This window comes from Paenibacillus harenae, from assembly GCF_030812415.1.
GTDB lineage: Bacteria > Bacillota > Bacilli > Paenibacillales > Paenibacillaceae > Pristimantibacillus > Pristimantibacillus harenae_A.
This window is the reverse complement of sequence record NZ_JAUSST010000008.1, coordinates 296,773-317,776: the sequence shown is the minus strand read 5'-3', so window position 1 is coordinate 317,776 and position 21,004 is coordinate 296,773. Positions and strand designations below refer to the sequence as shown.

The window sequence follows — 21,004 nt, the reverse complement described above, 5'->3', positions numbered from 1 at the left end:
CCTATTCGATCAGACTATATAATTTATGAATTTCATCTTCGGTCCCTAAATCAACCTGAGACAGTTCGTCTACCATTTTATTCCTAAGCTCGATATCTTTAATAAGACGTTCGATGCCGGCAGCAATAGATTGTCCGTCCATATCTACAATCAAGCCGTCTACGCCATCGTTAATTTGATCTTTTGCTGTACTGAATCGCGTTATTACGATTGGCTTGTTCAATATTTTAGCCTCGTCGATCGCAATTGATTTTCCTTCGAACTTCGAGGTTTGAACGTAGATATCAGCCTGCTTGATATAGGGATAAGGATTGGATTTCAAGCCTAACAATCGGAAATGCTCGGTAAGCCCTTGTCTTTGGATCAGCTCGGTCAGCTTTTGTCTTTCTTCCCCGTCCCCGATTATATTCCATTGAATCTTATAACCTCTATCCACCAATTTGCTGCAAGCTTCAATCGCCAGCTCAAACGCCTTCTGATGGTGCAGGCGACCTACGGATAAAATAACGACTTCTTCCCCTCTTCGGTCGAACAAATCGTCTTGCTCCTTTTCCGCCATTCGTTCAATCATGCTCGGAGAAACGATATTATGAATCACGTTGATTTTGTGCACCTGCTCAGGGAACCTTTTCTTCAATATCGAGGAACATTCTTCCGATACGGTTACGATGTAATCCAGTTGGTCGAAGTAATGCTTATCGAAGTTCGGGTCCATTCCCAATTTGTCGTAATCGATGTGGATCCAACCTATTTTTTTGTCGGCTTTGACCTTCTCCACGCAAAAGTACGTAGAGGTTTTCTCCAAGAAACCAATAGCTGTATCGTATTGCTTCGCAATCGGCTCCAAAAACCTAGCCAAATACCGCCAATTATATTGTTCCCGAATCGATTCGTTTTGGGCATACCGATTCTTCAGGCTGAACATCATCCTATTGTAGGCGAGCGGCAGCTTGCCCTTGAAGACAAGCCTCTGGACGGAGGATAACATCGGCAGCATAAATAGGTGATATTGCTCGGGGAGTGGCAGCACGTTAACCTCTTTTGGAATAAGTTCCATGAAGAGGCCTTCATGCTTAAGTAAATATAAGTCCACATCATAAGAATCATAATCGATTTGGCTCAGCAACGTGATTAAACTGCGTTCTCCGCCCCCAGAGCTTAAACTGGGCATTACGAATAATAGATTTTTCTTCATATTCACCTCAGCTTAACTCTTGCAAGTGTTCGACTGCTTTGTAAGACATTTGCTTAATACCAGGGATCGCTTGCTTAAGCGCTTGTTTGATTTCGTCTTCTTCGCTTACCATCTCGTCGAATTTGCTCTTGAGCATACTGCCGCTCGATATTTCTTCGATACCTAATACCAGCTTCTCTTCTCCGAAAAGATCGGTTGCGATGCCTTTCGATTTCACGCTGTATCCTAGTACCATCGTAGGTACGAAATTAGAATAAGCCGCAATCGTGGCATGCGTTCTTGCTCCAATAAAAAATCTCATTCGTGCGATATATCCCTTATATTGAATAGCGGTTAAATTGTCCGGCAACAGAATAACTCTGCCCGTATGTCTGAACTCGTCATAATAAGCTTTCAGAACCTCGTAATCATTGTTTCCATTCTCGATGACGTGCGGCGTCAACGCGATCGTCATATCGGTCGTGCTTAAGATATGGTTGATTAATTCGCGAACCGCACCTTGCGATTGCTTGTTGCGTTTCCATACGAGCGGACTGAAATTCAATCCGACCGTATTCCCTTCGCTCCATCCTACAGGCAGAGGCAGTTCTTCCTTCTCCATCGTAAACGCGGAATCCGCACAAAGCTTTACGTTCTGAAGCCCCTTGCTCTTCAGCATATTATAGGTTAACGTTTCGCGCGCAAGGATCAAGTCGAACTGTTTAAGATCCTCCAGCTTCCGCTCAGACATATCCTCTTCTCCGATTGAACAGCCCCAAAGAACGAGTTTCTTGCCTTGCGCTTTCACTCTTCTGTTTATTTCATACCAGTTCGGCTGCTCCCCGTAACAATAATTGTCTCCGCCAATAGATAAGCACACGTCAACATTCTTAATATGCTTAATGATGTTCTGTTCGATAATGCCTAATGCATAGGTTTCATCCCGCAGCGCTTTAAAGCGCACCGAGGCAACAAACCAATCGAGGGAATACTTCTTTATTGTCTTCTTCGACCCATCGTAGATCTCGTCCAGCGATGTAATGATTTGGTCCGTATGCGGCTTCTCGGAAGCCAGATACACTTTCGCTCCATTAATCTTTTCCTTGATAATCGTCGTTGAGGAGCGAACAATAGCCTCGCAGCCTCTGTTCAAGCTGCCTCCGTGCGCAAACATCATAATTTCCATTTTTTCGTTTCCCTCCAATAGCTAGTATGAACGGTTTCTAAACCTTATGTAGGTGGTTGCTCCTAGCAAACCTACCGTTAGTTTTGCCTTTATCAAATTCACTATCAATTTCTCGTATCTTCCTAAAGTGCCATATCGCTCTTGGCAGAAGATAGGAAGTGCTTCCCTGACCGAGCTATTCGATATCATTCGTTTCACATACCTATACCTCTTCCAAAAGCTAACACCACTATTCGGTTTGAAGTAGGTATAAATATACGAAATGGTGCTGGCTAGCAGACGAATGGATTTTAGTTCATGAATCCTATGAGGGGGCATTATCTGCTTATATACGGGCGGCGGGTCTAACTTGAATACCTCCAAGGCTTGGCGAAAGTAATCCTGTTCCAATACGTTTCTAGTTGCGCTTCCCATGACTTCGCGATAGTGATATCCGGTGAAATCGATGTATTTCATAGACTTCGCTTCACTGAAAAATAAGATATTGAATTGCCCGTCTTCCCCCAGCGCGACTTTTTCGGGAAATATAATACCATTTTCTTTAATGATCTGGGCCCTGTAAAGCTTGTTCCAAACCGAATTCAAGTAATCAGTCGCAAGAAACTGAGGCAGCAGCTGTTGTTGGATGAAAGCTAGCTCGAGGCGCACATTCTGCTCAAACGGATAAGTAGTCACTACTTTATGCTCGCCAAGCTCGCTCTCGAAATTGGAGATTACCGCATCGCACCGATCCACGATCGCCGCAAGATACAACCTTTCGAACATATCCGCCTCAACCGTATCGTCCGCATCGACAAATCCGATATATTCGCCGGTTGCTTCCGCTATGCCGACGTTTCTTGCCATACTTACGCCTTGGTTCGCTTGGTTGATTAATTTCATTCTAGGTTCGTTGGGGATGATTCGTTCTATTATCTGGCGGCTGTTATCCTTCGAACCATCGTTTACAAATATGAATTCACACTCGATGAGTGTCTGCTTCAGAAGCGATTCGATACACGGAAGCAAATATCGCTCCGCATTATAGACGGGAATTATGATGCTTACCTTCGGGTTCATGCGCTTTTCGTCCCTTTCGCAAATAATTGGTCAATGGATGCAGCTCTCATTTACGTTCGGCCGTCATTTTCCGCCAGCCCCATAAGAAAGGACGCAACGGAAAATACAATACATGCAGCGATTTCGGCAATGGGAGTGTCTCCGCATCTTCTGGGTAAGGGAAGAGGACGCTTAATACGTATTGCAGCTTCAACCTAGTCGTTAACAACGCGAACATATGACGTTTATGATACCGATCGACGTCTCTAGGAACAGGCACTGTATGTAAATTAATCATTTGTCCTAAATAGAACATCGCTTGCTGTGCGAGCCGTTGGGAACGGCTGTTAGCAGCTAATCCATGCAAATCCGCCTGGATGGTTGCCCCAAGCAGCTCCGATGCTAACGAAAGAGCTTGACCGCCGATATAGGAATAATGATGCTTTCGAAGAATAGTCTTGAGTTTGGAGCCATCCAGTTGTTGCTCCGTAAGTTGCTTAATATCGAGCAGCCAACGCAGCCTCGACCATCCATGCCTTGCGCCATGCGAGACTAGAAATTGGAACAAGTCCTCTCTCCCTAAGTAATGGATCGGGTGGCTGCTTAAAGAGCTAATCCTTCTGCGTTCCCATAATTGCTCGAAGCCCGGCTCCACTGAAGGCGCAGGATTTAGTCGCCAATGGACTTCAATCTTCATATTTTGCTCTGCATGATAGAAGGTGTAGTGGTGATGCCTCCACTTCCAATCATTTAGAATGGTATGAATATACTCATCCTTGGAATACCCGAGCGTAATCAACAAATCTTCCACTTTATGTAAATCCGCAATTGGAACCAGCAAGTCCAAATCACAGGACGTTCTAAGCGATATGTCTCCGTAGAGCTCCTTGGCAAGAACGGGACCTTTCAAGTACAATGCCCGAATGTTATATCCCGTAAAAATCTTATCCAGCCGCTCCATTTCACCGCATAACTGCAACATTTGAAACGTATTGACCCGATATTCGGTTTGTAGTATATGAATGACTCGAGATGGGATTAATGCTTCCGAAATCCCCTTGAGCTTATGATAGAGGTACGGATGAAGGCGATGATGGATGGATAGGTCAACAAAAGACTCCCAATTCGCCTCTTTAAACATCCTCTCCGGGATCTCTCCGATCTCCTCCGCACTCCCGGAACGGATAAATGCGAGGAGAAGCTGCATTTCTGTCGAGAGACCTTCTTTGTCAAGAGTGAACGGTTTACTCATAGTACTTCTCCTTCACCAAGCTAATAACATATGGAAAACGATTTCGTTCTCATTAAAGAACAAAATCAGCGTAACACTCACTCCAAAAGATTGTCAACTCTTTCTCCTTTACAATCATGGCGCATTCCCGGACAAACCTTGCATTAGGAACGCATCATGTCATAAAGCTTATCTAACTCACTGCTGTTACTGTAATTTTGTGCTTTGACATAATCCGCAAGTTTATCTCTTAATTCTTGATCTTTATATAATTGTTCGATGGCATCAGCTATGCCTTCTGGACTGATATTGCAAATCATGCCATCCTTTCCGTGCGTCACTTGGCTCGAAGAAGTAGGATAATTGGTAATAATGACTGGCTTTCCTAGTATTTGCGCTTCTGTAACGGTAACTGCTTTCCCCTCATATCTGGAAGGCTGCACGTATAAGTCGCATTGCTTGATAAAAGGGTAAGGATTTGTTTTTTTTCCACGAAGCAAAAAGGAGTCTTCTAAATGATACTCCGCAATGAGGGGCCGCAGCTCCGCTTCAAAGCCTCCATATCCGACGACATGCCACTTTATATTCGTGAGGCCTTTATTATGAAGAAGCTTTAGCGCTTTAATTGCCATATCGAACCCTTTGACATGGGATAGCCTGCCTACGGATACTAGATTAAAGAAATCGCCTTGTTGGATCTCTGTATCTACTTGTTCTTCAGCCAGCGCTTGCACAAATGCAGGGGAGGTTATATTTTCGATGGGAATGATTTTGTCCTTCAAACTTGGATACTTCAACAAAAACGATTGCGTACAAGCCTCGGATATGGAAGCGATCTGATCATATTGACTCCATCCCTCCAGGTCTAAGGCGTTGTCTATTTCGAGCTTGCTATAATCGGTATGGATCCAGGCAACCTTATGTTTTGCTCGAACTTTGGCAGCTATGATGGTATGCGGCCAAGCGTAGCTGATCGCAAGATCATATTCGTGTTGCAGTTCGGGGAGGAAACGGGATGCATACTTGGCTTCCAATTGCATTTGGATATAACCCGGGCCCTCGGAAAAATTCCATTGGCGTGATTTCCTGCTTGCTATGTACTTAGCTCGGATGCGATTCAAGCCGGTCCTGTAATGTCCCTCGCGTATACATTGTTTTAATGATTTGCGAAATACCGTATAGGCGCCTATCTCTGGGAGCACGTTCACCTTCGGCGGAATTAAGCTCATGAAGTCGCCTTGATGGCTGCATACCAGCAGGCTTACGTTGCAACGATCATAATCGAAGCTCTCCAGCATATTAATGAGGCTTCGTTCTATTCCTCCGATTTCCATATCAAACATTGAAATGAGAATTTCTTTCTTCATATGATCAAAGGCTTCCTTTCATCGCGGCAACAGACGCTTGATCATTTGCTTGTTCCCCAAAAGAGATGAGCCTGTTCTCCCGCTGGTTTAAAAATAGGGTATGGGGAGGTACAGTTCCCTTCACGATGCTGCCTGCCGCAATGACAGCGTGATCGCCGATGATCGTCCCCCTCAAGATCACTGCGTTAGCTCCGATCCATACATGATCGCCTACGACAACCTCTGATTTGATAAGATGGCCGTCTTCCGAATTTTTGTAGTTATGGTCATGATCATTGATGCAGACGTTGGGAGCGATCTTCGTATGTCTTCCAATGGAAATTCGCAACGCGCAATTGATTGTGCAGTTATCGTTGATGAACGACTTCTCTCCGATATGTAGCTGTCCTCCGGAGTCCACTCGTATACTCACGTTTTTTCTCATGAAGACGAACTTTCCAATATGAGCTTTAGATTGTTTATCGAATAATTCAATGGAGCTGTTTCCCTGCATGGAGAACAAATACCCTTGGATTCTTTTGTTATAAATAAGCTTATAGAACATCCCGCGAAGAAGGGCAATGCAATGCGATAGATTCATCAGCAAAGTGCTTAGGAGCCCTCTTTCTCGTATCTGCGTGAACAATGTTCTTGCTACTTTCTTCAGAAAACCCATAATGATATCTCCTTAATCGTTCAAGTCAGTCTGCCTGAATAACGTGACAAGCAGGTAACTTGCTCTATATAATACCCGTATGACAACATCTTGTATCAATGGAGGGTTTCATACAATGAAAAGCATTCTTGTATATGGCGCCGGCGGCCATGCGAAGGTCGTTATTGACGTCATAGAGAAAGCCGGTATTTATCGAATAGCAGGTTTGTTGGACGGGAATAAACCAGTAGGAACAAACGCATACGGATATTCCGTCTTAGGCGACGAAAGCTACATTCTCAGCGACGATAACATCCACGGTATTATTGTCGCAATCGGCGATAACTGGTTGAGAGCTAAGATTGTTCATGCCATTCGTGCAATCAAGCCGGAATGTGTATTCATTACAGCCATACATCCTCAAGCAACCGTTGCGAGAGGGGCCGTAATCGGCGAAGGGACCGTACTGATGGCTGGTGCCGTCGTTAATAGCGATACGATTATCGGCAGCCATTGCGTCCTCAATACAATCTCCTCGGTCGATCATGACAGCAGGCTTGATGATTATGTGACAATGGCCCCCCATGCCGCTACGGGAGGCGGTGTCCGAATAGAAAGCTACTGTACCATATCGATCGGTGCATCTCTGATTCACTCGGTAACCGTTCATGAGCATACCGTTATCGGAGCAGGCGCTACCGTATTATCGGCAATAGAAAGCTATAGTGTTGCCTATGGAACCCCAGCCCGTGTAGTAAGAAAACGCGAGGCCGGAGAACGATATTTATAAATTGTAGTTCGTTATAAAGAACATGTCAATGAATTATACCTATGAGATCTTTATATAATCGCTCTCATACCAGAAGCCTAATGCAATAACCGATTCATAGAAGAAGAAGCATGCATATAGAACCAAGATGATCAGATAGATCAGCTTCTGGTCATTTTGTCGAAAGGCTTTTATATTCCACGCAAGCAGAACAAATAAGTACTGATTAAAGTAAATAGCCATTCTCGCAAATATCCAGTTTTGAGTCGAAATAATCATAATAACAACGCCTAGCAGGGATAAGTTTACGAATATATCGATTTTAGGATAGAGCTCCCGCAGCTTATCTCTTCCGAAGTAGGATAAGATCAACGGCGCTGAAAAAACGATTACCCGTATAATATTCGCGCCGCCCTCCTGGAAATTCTGATATTCACCGTATTGGGTATCCTTCAGTGCAGAGAACAGCACCGATGAGAATTGATTGAAACCAAACACGATAAGCACCGCGATCAAGAGCAGAAAGAAAGTCGAACCCGTCCAAGCCTTCCTTCTAACGATAAAATAGATGGGGATCATAATTAACGCGCTCTGATGGAACAATGAGGCAATCAATACGACCGCTACATATTTTTTCCAGCTTCCTTCTAATATATATTTTGTCGCAATAAACAAAACAGCCGCGACTAAATATTGTCTAAGTCCATTCATGGAAACGACGAAGGCACCCGATGTGATAAAAGCATATAAGGATAACTCAAACAGTCGGGAGTACTTATAGAAGCCAATAACGATAAGCGTATTCGTTATAAAGGCCACAACGAAAACCAATATTTGCGGATCCTTCGAAATCGTCTGCAGCAGAAGCTGCAGCAAGTTGAACCCCAAATCCTTTTGCCCGTTCTTAGAGATCTCCAACATATAGTTAGTCGTCTCATAACTATGCATATAGAAGGGCGTATCGCCTACGTTTTTCTGTAATCCCGCGACCATAATTAAACATAAAGCCGCAAGTACGGCCAATAACTTATTAGGTTTAACCGAATTTTCGATTTCTATGGATGGAACGGAAAAATACCTGGCCATGAGGGCCAAGAAGTACACGGATGCTAAGGTTAGCCAAAGGACTGTCATTTGCGGCTCCCTTCTGAGTAAGTTGAGCTATGATCCCTTACACTGCTTTTGTTTCTGCAGCTTCTCCCTTCTTGTTGGCGTACACATTACTAGTTTGCACTCCTAGTCTTTCGTTTAAAAAACGGATCGTCCCTTTCCTCATCGGCTCTTCGGATAAGTGATAAAGAAGTACGCTGCTCAGCACGGAAAGGAAAAAACACCCCATAATAAGCAACCATTTATCAATGTCGGGCTTCCATAAGAAATAAATATACGAGAGAACAAGATTGTGAATCATGTAGAAAGAAAAACTTATTTTCCCCATGTACACCAGTACCTTATTCGACATCAAATACGATAACCATCCTTTTTGAAAAGCAAAAACCGTAATTACGACAGCCATGCAAGGGATAAAAATCAAACCGTAGCGCAGGTTCATTGTTAGCTCCGGTGCGACCAAAATCACTACTCCCAAAGCTAGCAAAACAGCCATCTCTACCAAAGAAAAAGTCCAGACCGTCAATCTCGCCATTCGATCTTTGTATTTTAGAAAAAATAGAGCTGCCATTATTCCTGCAATAAATTCCAATGCTCTAGTCACTGGAAAATAATAAAGCAGCCATACGGAAAAATTGCTAGAACTCGGATACATGAGATATACGCCCAGCACGACAGCTAGCCATACTAATGCTGCAACTGCTAATTTTAGAAAGTTGCTCTTTAACTTCTTAAGAATAACATACAGTATAAAAGGGAAAATCGCATAAAAAAACAGCTCATCCGAAAGGCTCCACGAAACACCGTTAAAAGAGATATTCCCGATTGGAATAAAGCTGTGGATAAGCATTAAATTAGTTCCTGCTTGAAAAACATACAAAAGCGGGTGATGATTTAAAGGGATAAAAAAATAGTACGGAACTGCAATAATAAATGTTACTACATGAATCGGGTAGATCTTAGCAAACCTGGCTATGTAGAACTTTTTAAGCTGGAGGCGGTCGATAGTCATCATTTTTTTGTAATAGTTATAGGTAAGAATAAATCCGGATAATGTAAAAAAGAAACTGACGCCAATGTATCCAAGCTTGTATTTCGAGAAAATTTCCACATGGAATAAAAAGACAAGAAGAGCGCCTATAAATCGGAATGAAGTTAATGCGTCCAACTGCTCCGGCCTAGCATTTTGATTCATACCCATCAATCTTCCCCCATTATTATTATTTGAAGACTGACTCCTTTAGCGCATGCTAGCATTGGATAGGGACAGTGTATGAAGGATACAATCGATAACCCGTTGCTGGTCCTCCGGAGACATGTTCGATCCTGAAGGCAAACAAAGGCCCGTTCTGAACAAATGCTCTGAAACGCTGGATTCCTCGGAATACGAATAATATTGCGCATCGGCATATAAAGGCTGCATATGTAGTGGCTTCCATACCGGCCTTGCCTCAATATTCTGAATCGATAATGCTTCAATCAGGTCAAGTGCCGATACGCCTGTAGTTTTCTCGTCTATCGTCAGTGTCGTCAGCCAGCGATTGGACTTCGTGTTCGCCAATTCAGGCATGAAGTTTATTCCTTGTTGATCAGCAAATACGTCATAATACCGATCGAAGACAGCTCTTCTCGCCTGAACGCGATCCTCAAGCACTTGCAACTGCGCCCTTCCGACACCAGCCAACACATTGCTCATCCGATAGTTGTAGCCCATTACGCTATGCTGGTAATGAATGGCATTGTCTCTAGCCTGCGTCGCAAGAAAGCGCGCTTTCTGCAACGCCTCGGTATCGTTCGAGACAAGCATGCCGCCGCCTGAAGTCGTAATGATTTTATTGCCGTTAAACGAGAAAATGCCGAATTTGCCTATAGAGCCGCTCGGCGCACCCTGATAAGTTGACCCTAGCGATTCCGCAGCGTCCTCGATGATCGGCACCTCGTATTGGTTGCATAAAGAGACGATTTCATTCATCTGTGCGCTTTGACCGTATAAATGGACGACAATGATAGCTTTAGGCAGTTTTTCCGCGCTTGCTGCCTCTTCTAACGCCCTTTTCAGGGCACGCGGCGACATATTCCACGTTTCTGGCTCCGAGTCGATGAAGACCGGCTCCGCCCCTACATACGAGATCGGATTTGCGCTGGCTACGAAGGTGAGGCTGGAACAAAATACGCGGTCCCCGCTGCCTACGTTTAACAAGAGGAGCGCCAAATGGATCGCCGCCGTTCCAGAGCTAAGCGCGACCGCGCCTTTCACGCCTGCATATGCCGCAATCTCCGCTTCAAAAGAATCTACGTTTTTCCCCAGAGGAGCAATCCAGTTCGTTTCAAACGCTTCATTAATATAGAACTGCTCCTTGCCGCTCATGTGGGGCGATGAAAGAAATATACGATCGGTGGTTGCCACAAGCCTCATCCTCTATTCTTATATTTAAAATGCTATCCTCAAATTTCGGCGGAACGTTGGCCTGCACGATTGCTCGCTTCACCTCTGAAGACGGGCATTGTAACATGGTTGCCGCTGGACACGCCTTCGGATTTCACGACCTTCAGAGCAGTAAGCGCAATAATCTTCAAATCCAGCAGGAAGCTGCGGTTATCGACATACCACACATCCAGCTCGAATTTCTCTTCCCATGAAATCGCATTGCGTCCGTTAACCTGTGCCCATCCCGTAATACCCGGCTTCACATGATGCCTTCGCGCTTGATCTTGCGTATATAACGGCAAGTACTCCATCAACAACGGCCTTGGGCCTACGAGACTAATATCGCCCTTCACGACATTCCATAGCTGAGGCAACTCATCCAGGCTAAGTTTTCTAAGCAACTTTCCAAACGAGGTGAGCCTAACCTCGTCCGGCAGCAGCTGGCCCGAATGATCGCGTTCATCGGTCATCGATCTGAACTTATACATATAAAACGGTTTGCCATGCATCCCCGGACGCTGCTGCTTGAATAAAACAGGCGCACCCAGCTTCGCTCTTATAAGAATCGCTGTAATGATAATGATCGGAAAAGCTATGATTGATAAAGGGATTGCTGCCAAAAGATCAAACAATCTTTTCATTGCGAGATCTCTCCTCACTTATTCGCTTTGTGACCGCCCGCAAGAAACTTTCGCATTCTCGAAATATTAGCAGGGCCCACTACTCTGCTTGCTATTCTTTTCATTTGCCCTCTTAGGCGGACGCTGGCGGGTAGCCATGATTGCGCAAAATGATGAATCGTATAGCTCTCATCCGTTCTATAAATACCGCCGTTAATATAATCATAGGGACTGAAATAACATCTCGGATAAAATGTGACTCCATTCTGCAGCACCTGATATTGACCGTTCAATTGCAAACCGTGCGCTTTGCATATTTGGCTGATTACTGCCGTATTGGTCGTTGTATCGTACCCGCCACCAGGCAATATAAAGCTCTTGTTATTATAATATTTGAGCAGTTCCTCGATCCATGGATGCTCCTTCACGGCACCCATTGTGCCCGATTGAAGGAAAGTCTCATCCTCAAAACCCGAGAAAGCTTCATGCGTTAGAAATCGCTCAAGCGGCTGAATGACCTCGACATCCGTATCCATATAGATACCGCCATGCACGTATAGAGCATGAAGACGCGCATAATCGCTAACGAATGCGTATTTCTTTGCCTCATACGCTTCCTTCACGTAAGGATTAACGTTCACGTCGAAGTTGTCTTCATTCCATTCGATGAACCGATAGTCATCCAAATGTTTCTTCCAGCTCCTCATGCATTTCTGAATCTTTTTCGGTTTCTCTCCTCGTCCAAACCAGCAATAATGGACAATGCGAGGTATTTTCTCCGTACTTTCCAAATATGTATCCTCCCTTCCAGTTATCTCTTCACTGTCGCCCGATTGGTTCTCTGAATGTACAAATAGAGTAAGATGCCTGCTGGCGTCGCCAGCACCGTTGTCCATTTACGAGGCGACTCGTTAATGAATCTCTTATTCGCCGATATTAAGCTGCTGGATACATAGTGGATCGCTTCACGAAATCTTTCTTTGTAGGAGACGGCATGAAGCATCGCTATCTTTCTGAAGAAGGCAAAACCCTTCGGATTTTTCTTGTATTGCTTAATCATATTAAGGCTTGATCCATCCGGCATATATTCCACATGACAGAGCACCTCGTTCATAACGAGCAGCGGACACTGCTGGTCAATGAGAATATATTTGTAAGAAAGCGGACAATATTTCTCATCGGGAAAAATCGGGTAAGGAGGGATGCTGCTCGTGAGCTCGGATCGGTAGACGAGCTTCTTGTCTCCTTGCACCTTATGCTTCGCATATAATTCCGAAAGAGTCGACGATTTTAGCTGCTCCGGCATCCTCGTTCCGATCAGATCGCCTTTTGGCGTCGCATCTAAACCCACGATACCCGCATACTTATTACTTCCGTTGGCTAGCCAGAAGGCCGTTATCTTCTCTACTGCATCGTCCGCCATATAATCATCCGAATCGATGCATACATTCAATTCCGTATCGATTCGCTCGTACGCAGCGTTATGCGCACCGTGCATCCCTTGGTTCGCCTGAAAGTGATATCGAATGGGCACTTGTCCCTCAGCCTTCCAAGACTCCACGAGCTCCTTCGTATTATCCGTTGAGCCGTCATCGATAATAAGCCAAATGAAGTCTTTGCACGTTTGCCGCTTCAAGCTCTCGTAACAGAGATGCAGCGTATAGGCACGGTTATAGGTAGGTGTAAATACGGTTAACATGGGGTTCAATCGATAAACCTCCCGTTTACGTGTTCATTTTCATTTGTCCAAAATAATAGCTCGTCAGCCAGTCCGCCATCGAATCCGCGTCATAGCCGTTGCTTCGCAATAGTTCAGACGTATCCGCATGTTCATGGCTCATCCCGCAAACGACATTAGCCCACTGCTCGGCGGAATCCTTTAGGCTCACAAAATGGAGCCGGCCGGTTACATCCGTCTCCGTCGTAATCGTATCGGAGACGATGCAATTAAGACCGGCAGCCTGCGCTTCCACAAGAACGACGGGCAAGCCTTCGAACAACGAAGGAAATAGAAATAAATCGATACCCTGCAGCAATCTAGTAATGTCGCTTCGCACGCCTAGAAACTTGACGTTGCCGGATAAGCCGAGCTTCGATACCTTCGCTTCGATTTCTGCTTTAAGCCGCCCTTCTCCGACAAGGAGCAGCAGGGTGTCGGGGTTCTTCCGGTGAATCTCTTGGAAAATATCGATAAGAAACGTATGATTCTTCTGCTTGTTAAATCGCCCGACATGCCCAATAACCGTTCGGCCGCCTGCACCGATCTCGTCTCTTACCTCATTCCTTACTTGTTCGTTAAACTCAAAATCGGGAACGTGTACAGCATTGTTCAGCACCGTAATTCCATGTTGCTCTTCTACTTTGTTACCAAACAGCCATTGACCCGCTTTCTTGGAACAGGCAAAGTAATGGGTTGGATGCCCCTTCATCGAATACCTCGCGTATAATCGGAACGGCAGTTTCAGATCAATGCCCAAGTCGCTCAAGTGACTGTGTGCAATACGGCAGGGAATACCTGCCCGTTTAGCGGCTCTAAGTACAAATCCGCTATTCTCGTTAATATGGGAATGAACGACACGATACTCCCGATTTTGGCTGAAAAACGAATCCAGCGCTTTAAAATAGCGGTTATAATTACCTGGCCTTATCGCGGGCATCGGATATATTTTTCCGCCCATTGCCCTAATCTCATCATCGTAATGCCCCTGCTCGGTTCTATTCACCATAAAATCAAACTGAATTTTGCTTCGATCCATCCGGCGGTAATAATTCATGAGCATCGTTTCCAATCCCCCGCGATTCATCGCGGTTACGACTTGCAGTATTCGAACCGGCTTCACCTTGCACACCCCTCATATTCTTAACTCGTATCCAATTAATCGCTTCAAGCATGAAGTAGATTCCGGTTGCGTATCGAAGCTTGGCGCATCGGAAGAAAATCTTCCAAACGATTGGGCTATATTGGAGCTCAAATCCGCGAAATGAGCGTTGTATTCTTGAGTTGGAGACTAAAGCCTTTAAAGATTTTATTTTCATAAATAGAGACGACTTATTATCTTTATTAACGATATTAAGCCCCAGGCCTAATATATTCATGCAAATGCGGTTATTCAAGGCCCTGAAGTATTCTTCTTCCAGGTTTTTTTCCATTATAAAAGCCTCAATATGCGCATACAGCTTTTCAAATTTAGATGCTAATAGGGGATTGTAGGTCGATGTAATCGAGTCTGAATTCGCACGCCAGTAGTGGTAGTACGGCCTATTAAGAAATACGAAGGAATCTGCATGATAAAAGGCATACATATTAAAAAGAGAATCCTCGTTGCTGCCTACAACGCTGAGGTCAATGAAGCGTATTTCGTTCCCTTTGATGAGGCTGGCGCGGTAAAGTTTGGACCAGACCGTTCCCCATGCATCCAGAAACTCAGGGTTCCCAATCTCCTCCCGCAACGGACCGACGATCCGTCTCGTCATTGTTGCCTGCAGCTCTTCCTGGCGATAAACCGTCTTGTCGGGCATCTGAAAAACTTTTTCTTTGGCATGCGTGCCGAACTCGCGTATGTACGTACTCATCACGATATCGGCGTCTGCTTGCACGGCATTTAGATACATCTCTGCATACATCGCTGTATCTACCCAATCGTCCGGATCAACAAAACCGATATAATCACCCTTTGCCATTTGGATGCCCACGTTACGGGCGGAAGAAACGCCGCCGTTGCTCTTATTAACGATAATGATTCGGGAGTCCAACTTGGCGTATTGCTCCAAAATTGCACCAGTCGAATCAAGCGATCCGTCATTAACCGCAATGATTTCCATATCGGCAAAGCTTTGGGCTAATAAACTATCCAAGCATCTGGATAAATACAATTCCATGTTATAAATAGGAATGACGATGCTGATCTTGGGTTCCATTGTGTTCCCCCATCATGTAATCTAAATAGATTTCGCTTAGCTGCTGCCTAACCTGACCCAACGTATATTTTTGAATATGCGCCAGCCCCTTACTCCCCATTTCCTTCCGAAGCTCTTGAGAAGTACAAAGCGCCAGTATGCGCTCAGCGAAAGCAGCAACCTGATTAGGGGCTATCAGGTAACCGCTCACGTTATCTATGACAAGCTCATCATGGCCTCTATTATGCGTAGCTGCAATCGGCAGCCCGCAAGCCATAGCCTCCATAATATTAACGGGAAGCCCTTCGCGGAGGCTGCCCGACACCGCAATATCGCACATCGGCAGCACTTGATCGATATCGCTTCTATATCCAAGAAAATGGATCATATGTTCAATACCTAGAGAGGCGGCAAGCTGCCTGCACTCTTCTTGAAGCGGACCTCTTCCGGCTAAGAGCAGCCTCATTGCTGGAACCTCTTCCTTTATTAAAGCCATGGCGCCAATGATAAGCTGGTGATTTTTGTTCCCGTTAAACTCGGCTGCGTAAAACAATAAAATATCATCCTGCTTATAGCAATAGCTTTGTCTGAGTCTAGCCTTCTCCGAGGGCTGAGCAGGACGGAAGCGGCCGGTGTCGATTCCAACGCCATGAACATGGGCGATCTGCCCGGCCTTGAATCTATGTCCTCTCGCTAGATTGTAATCCTCGTCGTTAATCGTAACAAGACAATCCGTCATTCTTGCCAAGCTTCTCTCGATCGGATAGTACAAGAGCCAATTCAGGAGCGGCGCCCCTTTGCAAAAATGAAAGCCGTGCGCGGTATAAATAACTTTGGTACCTTTCTTCCTTGCCTCGCGGCCCGCCAGTCTTGCCAGGACGCCGCCAATCGGGGTATGACAATGAATAATGCTATAGTCGTTTTCCCCAATAACGGTCTTTAATTGCCGAAAAGCCTCCCTATTCCGAATGCTAAAGGGAGATCTTTCCATTGGTATATTGAATTTTTTGTCTACATAAGGAATATCCAGATCGCCTTTGGCAGCGATATGGACCTCCCAATTGTGCTGCTTGAACCATTCCAGAACCGGTAAGTGAAACGCGCTGAAATGGTAATCCACTGTTGCACAAAACAATATTTTGTTAGGCATGCATGCGTTCCCTTTCAAGCAATTCGGAAAGGTAACCAAGCAACTCGGGACGCAATTCATCCCGCTTAAGCGCAAATTCAATCGTCGTTTGAATAAAACCCATTTTATCGCCTACATCATACCGAGTGCCGTTGAATTGATACGCATAGACCGCTTCCGTCTTGTTCAACGTTTCGATGGCATCCGTCAGCTGAATTTCCCCGCCAGAGCCGGGCTTCTGATTACCCAATACATCAAAGATACCGGGATTTAGGATATAGCGTCCCATAATCGCGATATTGGATGGAGCATCTTGACGGTTTGGCTTTTCTACGAGGTGGTTGATCTTGTACAAGTAATCCTCGATCATCTGTCCATCGACAATACCGTACCGGTACACTTCTTCATCCTTTACGTGCTGCACCCCAATAATCGAGGAATTGTAACGTTCGTACTTCTCTATCATCTGCTTCAGGCATGGCTTCTCTGCATCGATGATATCGTCCCCTAGCAATACGGCGAACGGTTCTTCGCCAATGAACTTACGGGCGCACCAAATGGCATGCCCAAGTCCCTTAGGCTCTTTTTGTCTAATATAATGAATATCAATCATTTTGGAAGACTTCTGGACCTCATCAAGCAAATCCAGCTTTTGCTTCTCCAGCAAAATCTGCTCAAGCTCAATCGAATTGTCAAAATGGTCCTCGATCGCCCTTTTGCCTTTACCGGTTACGATAATAATGTCCTCGATACCGGATTGGATCGCTTCCTCGACAATATACTGAATCGTAGGTTTATCTACAATCGGCAGCATTTCTTTGGGCATTGCTTTCGTTGCGGGCAGAAACCGTGTCCCAAGTCCTGCTGCCGGAATAATCGCTTTTCTAACTTTAGCCATGTACGAGCTCCTCCTTGTCATTAAACCGTTATTGTTAGTGAATTAGGTGCTTCCTCTCTATTGTTCGCGAGATCTAGAAGCATATCCCTAAGCTCTTGGATCGAAAGCAAATGATAAATTTGAAGCAATCTCTCGATTCTCGGAAAATCGACCTCTGCGGATTTGCCTATGTAAATCTTAGGATACACCTGTACTTCATCGATCTCCGTATCCCTGAGCAGCTCTTCATACAACTTCTCGCCCGGTCTCATGCCTGTAAACACAATGCCGATCTCTTCAACCGAATAGCCCGACATGCGGATGACGTTTTTGGCAAGATCGACAATTTTGACCGGCTCGCCCATATCAAGCACGAATACTTCTCCACCCCGTGCCAAGGATCCGGCTTGAATGACCAACCTTGATGCTTCGGGTATCGTCATAAAGTAACGCACCATGTCGGGATGGGTAACCGTAACGGGACCACCCTTCTCTATTTGTTTCCGAAATAACGGAATAACGCTTCCTCGGCTGCCTAGAACGTTACCGAATCGTACGGCAACGAATTTGGTTTGACTGCGCCCATCCATATGTTGAATGATCATTTCCGCGATCCGTTTGGTTGACCCCATTACGCTCGTCGGATTTACCGCCTTATCCGTAGACACCATCACAAAGGTTTTGACGCCGGCTTTATCAGCAGCGTTTGCTGCATTCAAAGTTCCGATAATATTATTTTTAACCGCTTCCTCCGGGTTGCGCTGCATGAGAGGCACATGCTTGTGCGCAGCGGCATGATAAACGACATCAGGCTGGTGTTCTTTCATAACAGCGAGAATTTTCTCCCCATCCTGTAGATCCGCGATCTCTGTATAAAATTGAATTGGGCTATCCTTGAATAGTACCTTCAATTCGATTTCGATCGTATATATGCTATTCTCGCCATGTCCCAGCAACACAAGCTTCCTAGGCTTGAATTTGGAAAGTTGTCTGCATACCTCTGAACCGATTGACCCTCCGGCGCCTGTTACTAAAACGACTTTACCCGTCACATATTCGGAAATACTATCGATATCCAGCTCTACGGTCTCACGACCCAGCAAGTCCTCCACCTGAACATCACGGAACTGGCTGACAGAAACTTTGCCTGTCGCAATGTCTTCCAGCTTCGGAATAATTTGCGTTTTGGCTGTCGTCTTGGCGCATTCGTCGTAAATGGTCATCAACTGCGTTCGATTCAGCGACGGAATAGCGATAACGATATTATCGATGTTCAGCTGCTTCGCCTTTTCCTCGATGCATTGAACTCCGCCAATAACCGGAATGCCTAGAATATCAAGATTATGTTTTTTATCATTATCGTCTATGAAAGCTATTGGCAGCAATTCTTTGTCAGAACGGGCAAGCAGTTGTCTAACTAACATCGTACCGGCTGCGCCTGCACCAACAATGAGCGTCCGCTTAAAATGAGCTTCCGGCTTACTTTCGCTTTCTTGCTTAAAGTATGTACTCCTAAATATGCGCCAACAAAAACGGGAACCGCCTATAAACATAATATGCAGCATCCAGGTTACGAGCAATAAACGGTAGTGTACATCGTGAACAAGCAATTCTTGGATGATGGCAGTAGTTACGATGGAGAACGTAATTGACTTAGCAATAATTATCAATTCGCCTACACTTGCATACTCCCACACCTTATTGTACAGCTTGTAAACGAAAGCGTAGAAATGATGGCTAAGCAACAAAGCAATCGAGCTTACAACCGTCGGATAAATAAATACATTCAAAGATGCGCTTATGAGGAATAGACCAAAGAAAACAGCCGATAACACGATCAGTGAATCCACTACAATCAAAAACAATAATCTTTGTCTATATGCCAATCTTCCCACCCTTTCCATTTCATAAATACGAACAGTCGTACTTTATAAAGAACAACTCATCAAAAAAAAAGGATTTCATCTTTCGATTAACCCTTCTTATTATTTAGAATAACACCTACAATGTTGGCTTTAACAAGCTCCAACGTACGGCTCGCTTCGATCGCTTTCTCCTGCTGCGTCTTTCCGCTGTTTACGACAAGGACGACTCCATCACATCGGCTTGCAAGGTCACTTGCTTCAGGCGTCCCCAGCACTGGGGAACAATCAAGGATAATGGCGTCATAGTGCTCGGCTGCTTGTTCTAGAACTGAGGCCATTTTCTTCGTGCCCAGCAAATCCATTGAATTATGAAGAAAGGAACCGCTGGGCAGCATCGACAATCCATCGATATCCGTCTTCATCGTTGCAGAGCTAAATTCGATTTTGTTAGCTAGCACATCCATTAATCCCGTCGAAGACTGTACATTGAACACAACATGCAAGACCGGCTTTCTTATGTTGGCGTCAATAAGAAGAACGCGATCGCCTCGCTGGGCCATCGTAATCGCCAAGTTAACGGCAGCCACCGACTTCCCTTCCGCCCCGGAAGGAGAGGTCACGACCAAAGAACCGACTTTGTCTCGGCCTGAGGCAAATCGGATATGGTTACGAATCGTTCGATATTGCTCGGCAACCTCGGAGGTCGGATTCAGAAAGGCGATTAAACTGCTCTTAATCATAAACTTATTAGCCTTACGACCCAATAGTCTCACCTCGTACGGTTTGATTGCTCTTATGCTTAAACGTTTTTACCAAGTCTTTTCTCTTAATCTTAGGTACTTGACCTAGCACTTGTAACCCCAGCAGTTGTTCAACCTGACGTTTGGATCTGAGCGAATCGTCCAACGAATCCCTTAGAAAAGCAAGGGCAATCCCAATTGCGAACCCCGCCAGCACTCCAACATACAACATGCGATTGGATTTAGGATTAATAGGATACGGGTTTTGCGACTCTTCGGCTTCGGTAAGCACTTTAATGCCCGACAGGCCGAATGCAGCGTTTACTTCCGCCTTAAACGCATCTACCGTTGCATTCGCAATGGCGACCGCAAGTTTAGGGTTAGGATCGGTTGCACTAACAAGCGTAATAATGGACCCGTCTACGTTGGATACGCTCACCTGGCTTCTCAGCGCTCCAATGGATCGGTCCAGCTTTAATTCTTCTAGCACTCGTTCTATGACGATTGGTTCACGAATAAAAACTTTAAACGTCCCTAATGACTCAGCACTTTCCGCAGGAATGATGATACGCGAGGAGGCTTGATAATACGGGGTTTCCGGCAACGAATTTAAAAGTCCGCCAATAATCGTAAACAGGAGAGTCGATAACACGATGATCCATATTCGCTTCTTAATGACCCTATATAATTCTTTCAGATTAATCTCTTTCACCGGGACTCTAGTCGCTGTAATCGTTGTTGCCATTCGGCCTTCCACGACATCACCTGCTTGCAAATTATTTGTTAGAATGAACATTGTCTACTAATTTTAGTTCTTTATATAGAACGTGTCAACCTGATAATCCATCGCCGCATCATCGATAATGCCCCTATCTAACAGGCATATCCTTGCCACTTGTTCGTTTAATAAGCCGATTGATATAATGATAGAAAATTGTA

Annotated in this window: 20 protein-coding genes; 1 reads left to right on the top strand and 19 read right to left on the bottom strand. The window is 45.0% G+C overall.

The genetic code is table 11. The annotated features are described in order from the left end of the window. Position 1: 1 nt before the first annotated feature. From J2T14_RS27190 to J2T14_RS27165, 6 genes are all read right to left on the bottom strand, one after another. Entirely contained in the window at positions 2-1,195 is a 1,194-nt protein-coding gene (locus J2T14_RS27190; protein ID WP_307476064.1) for a glycosyltransferase, read from the bottom strand. Between the two features lie 7 nt (positions 1,196-1,202). Beyond that, a complete protein-coding gene (locus J2T14_RS27185; RefSeq protein ID WP_307475997.1) occupies positions 1,203-2,360 on the bottom strand; it encodes a polysaccharide pyruvyl transferase family protein in 1,158 nt (385 codons plus the stop codon). A 21-nt stretch (positions 2,361-2,381) separates the two neighbouring features. After that, positions 2,382-3,419, bottom strand: a complete 1,038-nt coding sequence (locus J2T14_RS27180) for a glycosyltransferase (protein WP_307475995.1) — start codon at positions 3,417-3,419, stop codon at positions 2,382-2,384. 46 nt (positions 3,420-3,465) lie between these two features. Next, positions 3,466-4,650 (bottom strand): nucleotidyltransferase domain-containing protein, encoded by a 1,185-nt coding sequence (locus J2T14_RS27175; RefSeq protein WP_307475993.1) that lies wholly within the window; start codon positions 4,648-4,650, stop codon positions 3,466-3,468. A 143-nt stretch (positions 4,651-4,793) separates the two neighbouring features. Then, the gene (locus J2T14_RS27170) at positions 4,794-5,996 is read right to left on the bottom strand and encodes a glycosyltransferase (RefSeq protein WP_307475990.1); all 1,203 of its coding nucleotides are present in this window, start codon (positions 5,994-5,996) and stop codon (positions 4,794-4,796) included. Between the two features lie 4 nt (positions 5,997-6,000). Continuing rightward, positions 6,001-6,651 carry an acyltransferase gene (locus J2T14_RS27165; RefSeq protein ID WP_307475988.1) on the bottom strand — a complete coding sequence of 217 codons (651 nt, stop codon included), beginning with the start codon at positions 6,649-6,651 and terminating at the stop codon, positions 6,001-6,003. Positions 6,652-6,766: 115 nt separating this feature from the next. On the opposite strand from J2T14_RS27165, the gene J2T14_RS27160 reads away from it, so the two are divergent. Next, positions 6,767-7,420 carry an acetyltransferase gene (locus tag J2T14_RS27160; protein ID WP_307475986.1) on the top strand — a complete coding sequence of 218 codons (654 nt, stop codon included), beginning with the start codon at positions 6,767-6,769 and terminating at the stop codon, positions 7,418-7,420. A 39-nt stretch (positions 7,421-7,459) separates the two neighbouring features. Here the strand turns inward: J2T14_RS27160 and J2T14_RS27155 are convergent, their stop codons facing one another. From J2T14_RS27155 to J2T14_RS27095, 13 genes are all read right to left on the bottom strand, one after another. Next, positions 7,460-8,533 carry an EpsG family protein gene (locus tag J2T14_RS27155; RefSeq protein ID WP_307475984.1) on the bottom strand — a complete coding sequence of 358 codons (1,074 nt, stop codon included), beginning with the start codon at positions 8,531-8,533 and terminating at the stop codon, positions 7,460-7,462. A gap of 37 nt (positions 8,534-8,570) precedes the next feature. After that, positions 8,571-9,710, bottom strand: a complete 1,140-nt coding sequence (locus J2T14_RS27150) for an acyltransferase family protein (protein WP_307475983.1) — start codon at positions 9,708-9,710, stop codon at positions 8,571-8,573. A gap of 39 nt (positions 9,711-9,749) precedes the next feature. After that, the gene (locus J2T14_RS27145; protein ID WP_307475981.1) at positions 9,750-10,925 is read right to left on the bottom strand and encodes a DegT/DnrJ/EryC1/StrS family aminotransferase; all 1,176 of its coding nucleotides are present in this window, start codon (positions 10,923-10,925) and stop codon (positions 9,750-9,752) included. 29 nt (positions 10,926-10,954) lie between these two features. Then, complete coding sequence (locus J2T14_RS27140; RefSeq protein ID WP_307475979.1) at positions 10,955-11,578, bottom strand: sugar transferase; 624 nt, start codon at positions 11,576-11,578, stop codon at positions 10,955-10,957. Positions 11,579-11,592: 14 nt separating this feature from the next. Further along, a complete protein-coding gene (locus J2T14_RS27135) occupies positions 11,593-12,348 on the bottom strand; it encodes a glycosyltransferase family 32 protein (RefSeq protein WP_307206228.1) in 756 nt (251 codons plus the stop codon). A 20-nt stretch (positions 12,349-12,368) separates the two neighbouring features. Further along, the gene (locus tag J2T14_RS27130; protein ID WP_307475977.1) at positions 12,369-13,265 is read right to left on the bottom strand and encodes a glycosyltransferase family 2 protein; all 897 of its coding nucleotides are present in this window, start codon (positions 13,263-13,265) and stop codon (positions 12,369-12,371) included. Between the two features lie 16 nt (positions 13,266-13,281). Then, positions 13,282-14,337, bottom strand: coding sequence for a glycosyltransferase family 1 protein (locus tag J2T14_RS27125; RefSeq protein ID WP_307475974.1), 1,056 nt, complete (start codon positions 14,335-14,337; stop codon positions 13,282-13,284). Continuing rightward, a complete protein-coding gene (locus J2T14_RS27120; RefSeq protein ID WP_307475972.1) occupies positions 14,288-15,475 on the bottom strand; it encodes a glycosyltransferase family 2 protein in 1,188 nt (395 codons plus the stop codon). Before J2T14_RS27120 ends, J2T14_RS27125 begins: the two co-directional genes overlap by 50 nt. After that, positions 15,438-16,604: a glycosyltransferase family 4 protein gene (locus J2T14_RS27115; protein ID WP_307475970.1), complete on the bottom strand. Its 1,167-nt coding sequence runs from the start codon at positions 16,602-16,604 to the stop codon at positions 15,438-15,440. Before J2T14_RS27115 ends, J2T14_RS27120 begins: the two co-directional genes overlap by 38 nt. Then, positions 16,597-17,481, bottom strand: coding sequence for a UTP--glucose-1-phosphate uridylyltransferase GalU (gene galU / locus J2T14_RS27110; protein WP_307475967.1), 885 nt, complete (start codon positions 17,479-17,481; stop codon positions 16,597-16,599). Before galU ends, J2T14_RS27115 begins: the two co-directional genes overlap by 8 nt. 20 nt (positions 17,482-17,501) lie before the next feature. Continuing rightward, positions 17,502-19,346 carry a polysaccharide biosynthesis protein gene (locus J2T14_RS27105; RefSeq protein ID WP_307475965.1) on the bottom strand — a complete coding sequence of 615 codons (1,845 nt, stop codon included), beginning with the start codon at positions 19,344-19,346 and terminating at the stop codon, positions 17,502-17,504. Between the two features lie 86 nt (positions 19,347-19,432). Then, the gene (locus J2T14_RS27100) at positions 19,433-20,065 is read right to left on the bottom strand and encodes a CpsD/CapB family tyrosine-protein kinase (protein ID WP_307206235.1); all 633 of its coding nucleotides are present in this window, start codon (positions 20,063-20,065) and stop codon (positions 19,433-19,435) included. A gap of 13 nt (positions 20,066-20,078) precedes the next feature. Continuing rightward, the gene (locus J2T14_RS27095; protein WP_307475963.1) at positions 20,079-20,810 is read right to left on the bottom strand and encodes a YveK family protein; all 732 of its coding nucleotides are present in this window, start codon (positions 20,808-20,810) and stop codon (positions 20,079-20,081) included. Between the last annotated feature and the right edge of the window lie 194 nt (positions 20,811-21,004).

Coding starts and splice junctions, on each gene's coding strand:
- J2T14_RS27190 (WP_307476064.1), bottom strand. CDS start 1,195: ATGAAGAAAAATCTATTATTCGTAATGCCCAGTTTAAGCTCTGGGGGC.
- J2T14_RS27185 (WP_307475997.1), bottom strand. CDS start 2,360: ATGGAAATTATGATGTTTGCGCACGGAGGCAGCTTGAACAGAGGCTGC.
- J2T14_RS27180 (WP_307475995.1), bottom strand. CDS start 3,419: ATGAACCCGAAGGTAAGCATCATAATTCCCGTCTATAATGCGGAGCGA.
- J2T14_RS27175 (WP_307475993.1), bottom strand. CDS start 4,650: ATGAGTAAACCGTTCACTCTTGACAAAGAAGGTCTCTCGACAGAAATG.
- J2T14_RS27170 (WP_307475990.1), bottom strand. CDS start 5,996: ATGAAGAAAGAAATTCTCATTTCAATGTTTGATATGGAAATCGGAGGA.
- J2T14_RS27165 (WP_307475988.1), bottom strand. CDS start 6,651: ATGGGTTTTCTGAAGAAAGTAGCAAGAACATTGTTCACGCAGATACGA.
- J2T14_RS27160 (WP_307475986.1), top strand. CDS start 6,767: ATGAAAAGCATTCTTGTATATGGCGCCGGCGGCCATGCGAAGGTCGTT.
- J2T14_RS27155 (WP_307475984.1), bottom strand. CDS start 8,533: ATGACAGTCCTTTGGCTAACCTTAGCATCCGTGTACTTCTTGGCCCTC.
- J2T14_RS27150 (WP_307475983.1), bottom strand. CDS start 9,710: ATGGGTATGAATCAAAATGCTAGGCCGGAGCAGTTGGACGCATTAACT.
- J2T14_RS27145 (WP_307475981.1), bottom strand. CDS start 10,925: ATGAGGCTTGTGGCAACCACCGATCGTATATTTCTTTCATCGCCCCAC.
- J2T14_RS27140 (WP_307475979.1), bottom strand. CDS start 11,578: ATGAAAAGATTGTTTGATCTTTTGGCAGCAATCCCTTTATCAATCATA.
- J2T14_RS27125 (WP_307475974.1), bottom strand. CDS start 14,337: ATGCTCATGAATTATTACCGCCGGATGGATCGAAGCAAAATTCAGTTT.
- J2T14_RS27120 (WP_307475972.1), bottom strand. CDS start 15,475: ATGGAACCCAAGATCAGCATCGTCATTCCTATTTATAACATGGAATTG.
- J2T14_RS27115 (WP_307475970.1), bottom strand. CDS start 16,604: ATGCCTAACAAAATATTGTTTTGTGCAACAGTGGATTACCATTTCAGC.
- galU (WP_307475967.1), bottom strand. CDS start 17,481: ATGGCTAAAGTTAGAAAAGCGATTATTCCGGCAGCAGGACTTGGGACA.
- J2T14_RS27100 (WP_307206235.1), bottom strand. CDS start 20,065: ATGATTAAGAGCAGTTTAATCGCCTTTCTGAATCCGACCTCCGAGGTT.
- J2T14_RS27095 (WP_307475963.1), bottom strand. CDS start 20,810: ATGGCAACAACGATTACAGCGACTAGAGTCCCGGTGAAAGAGATTAAT.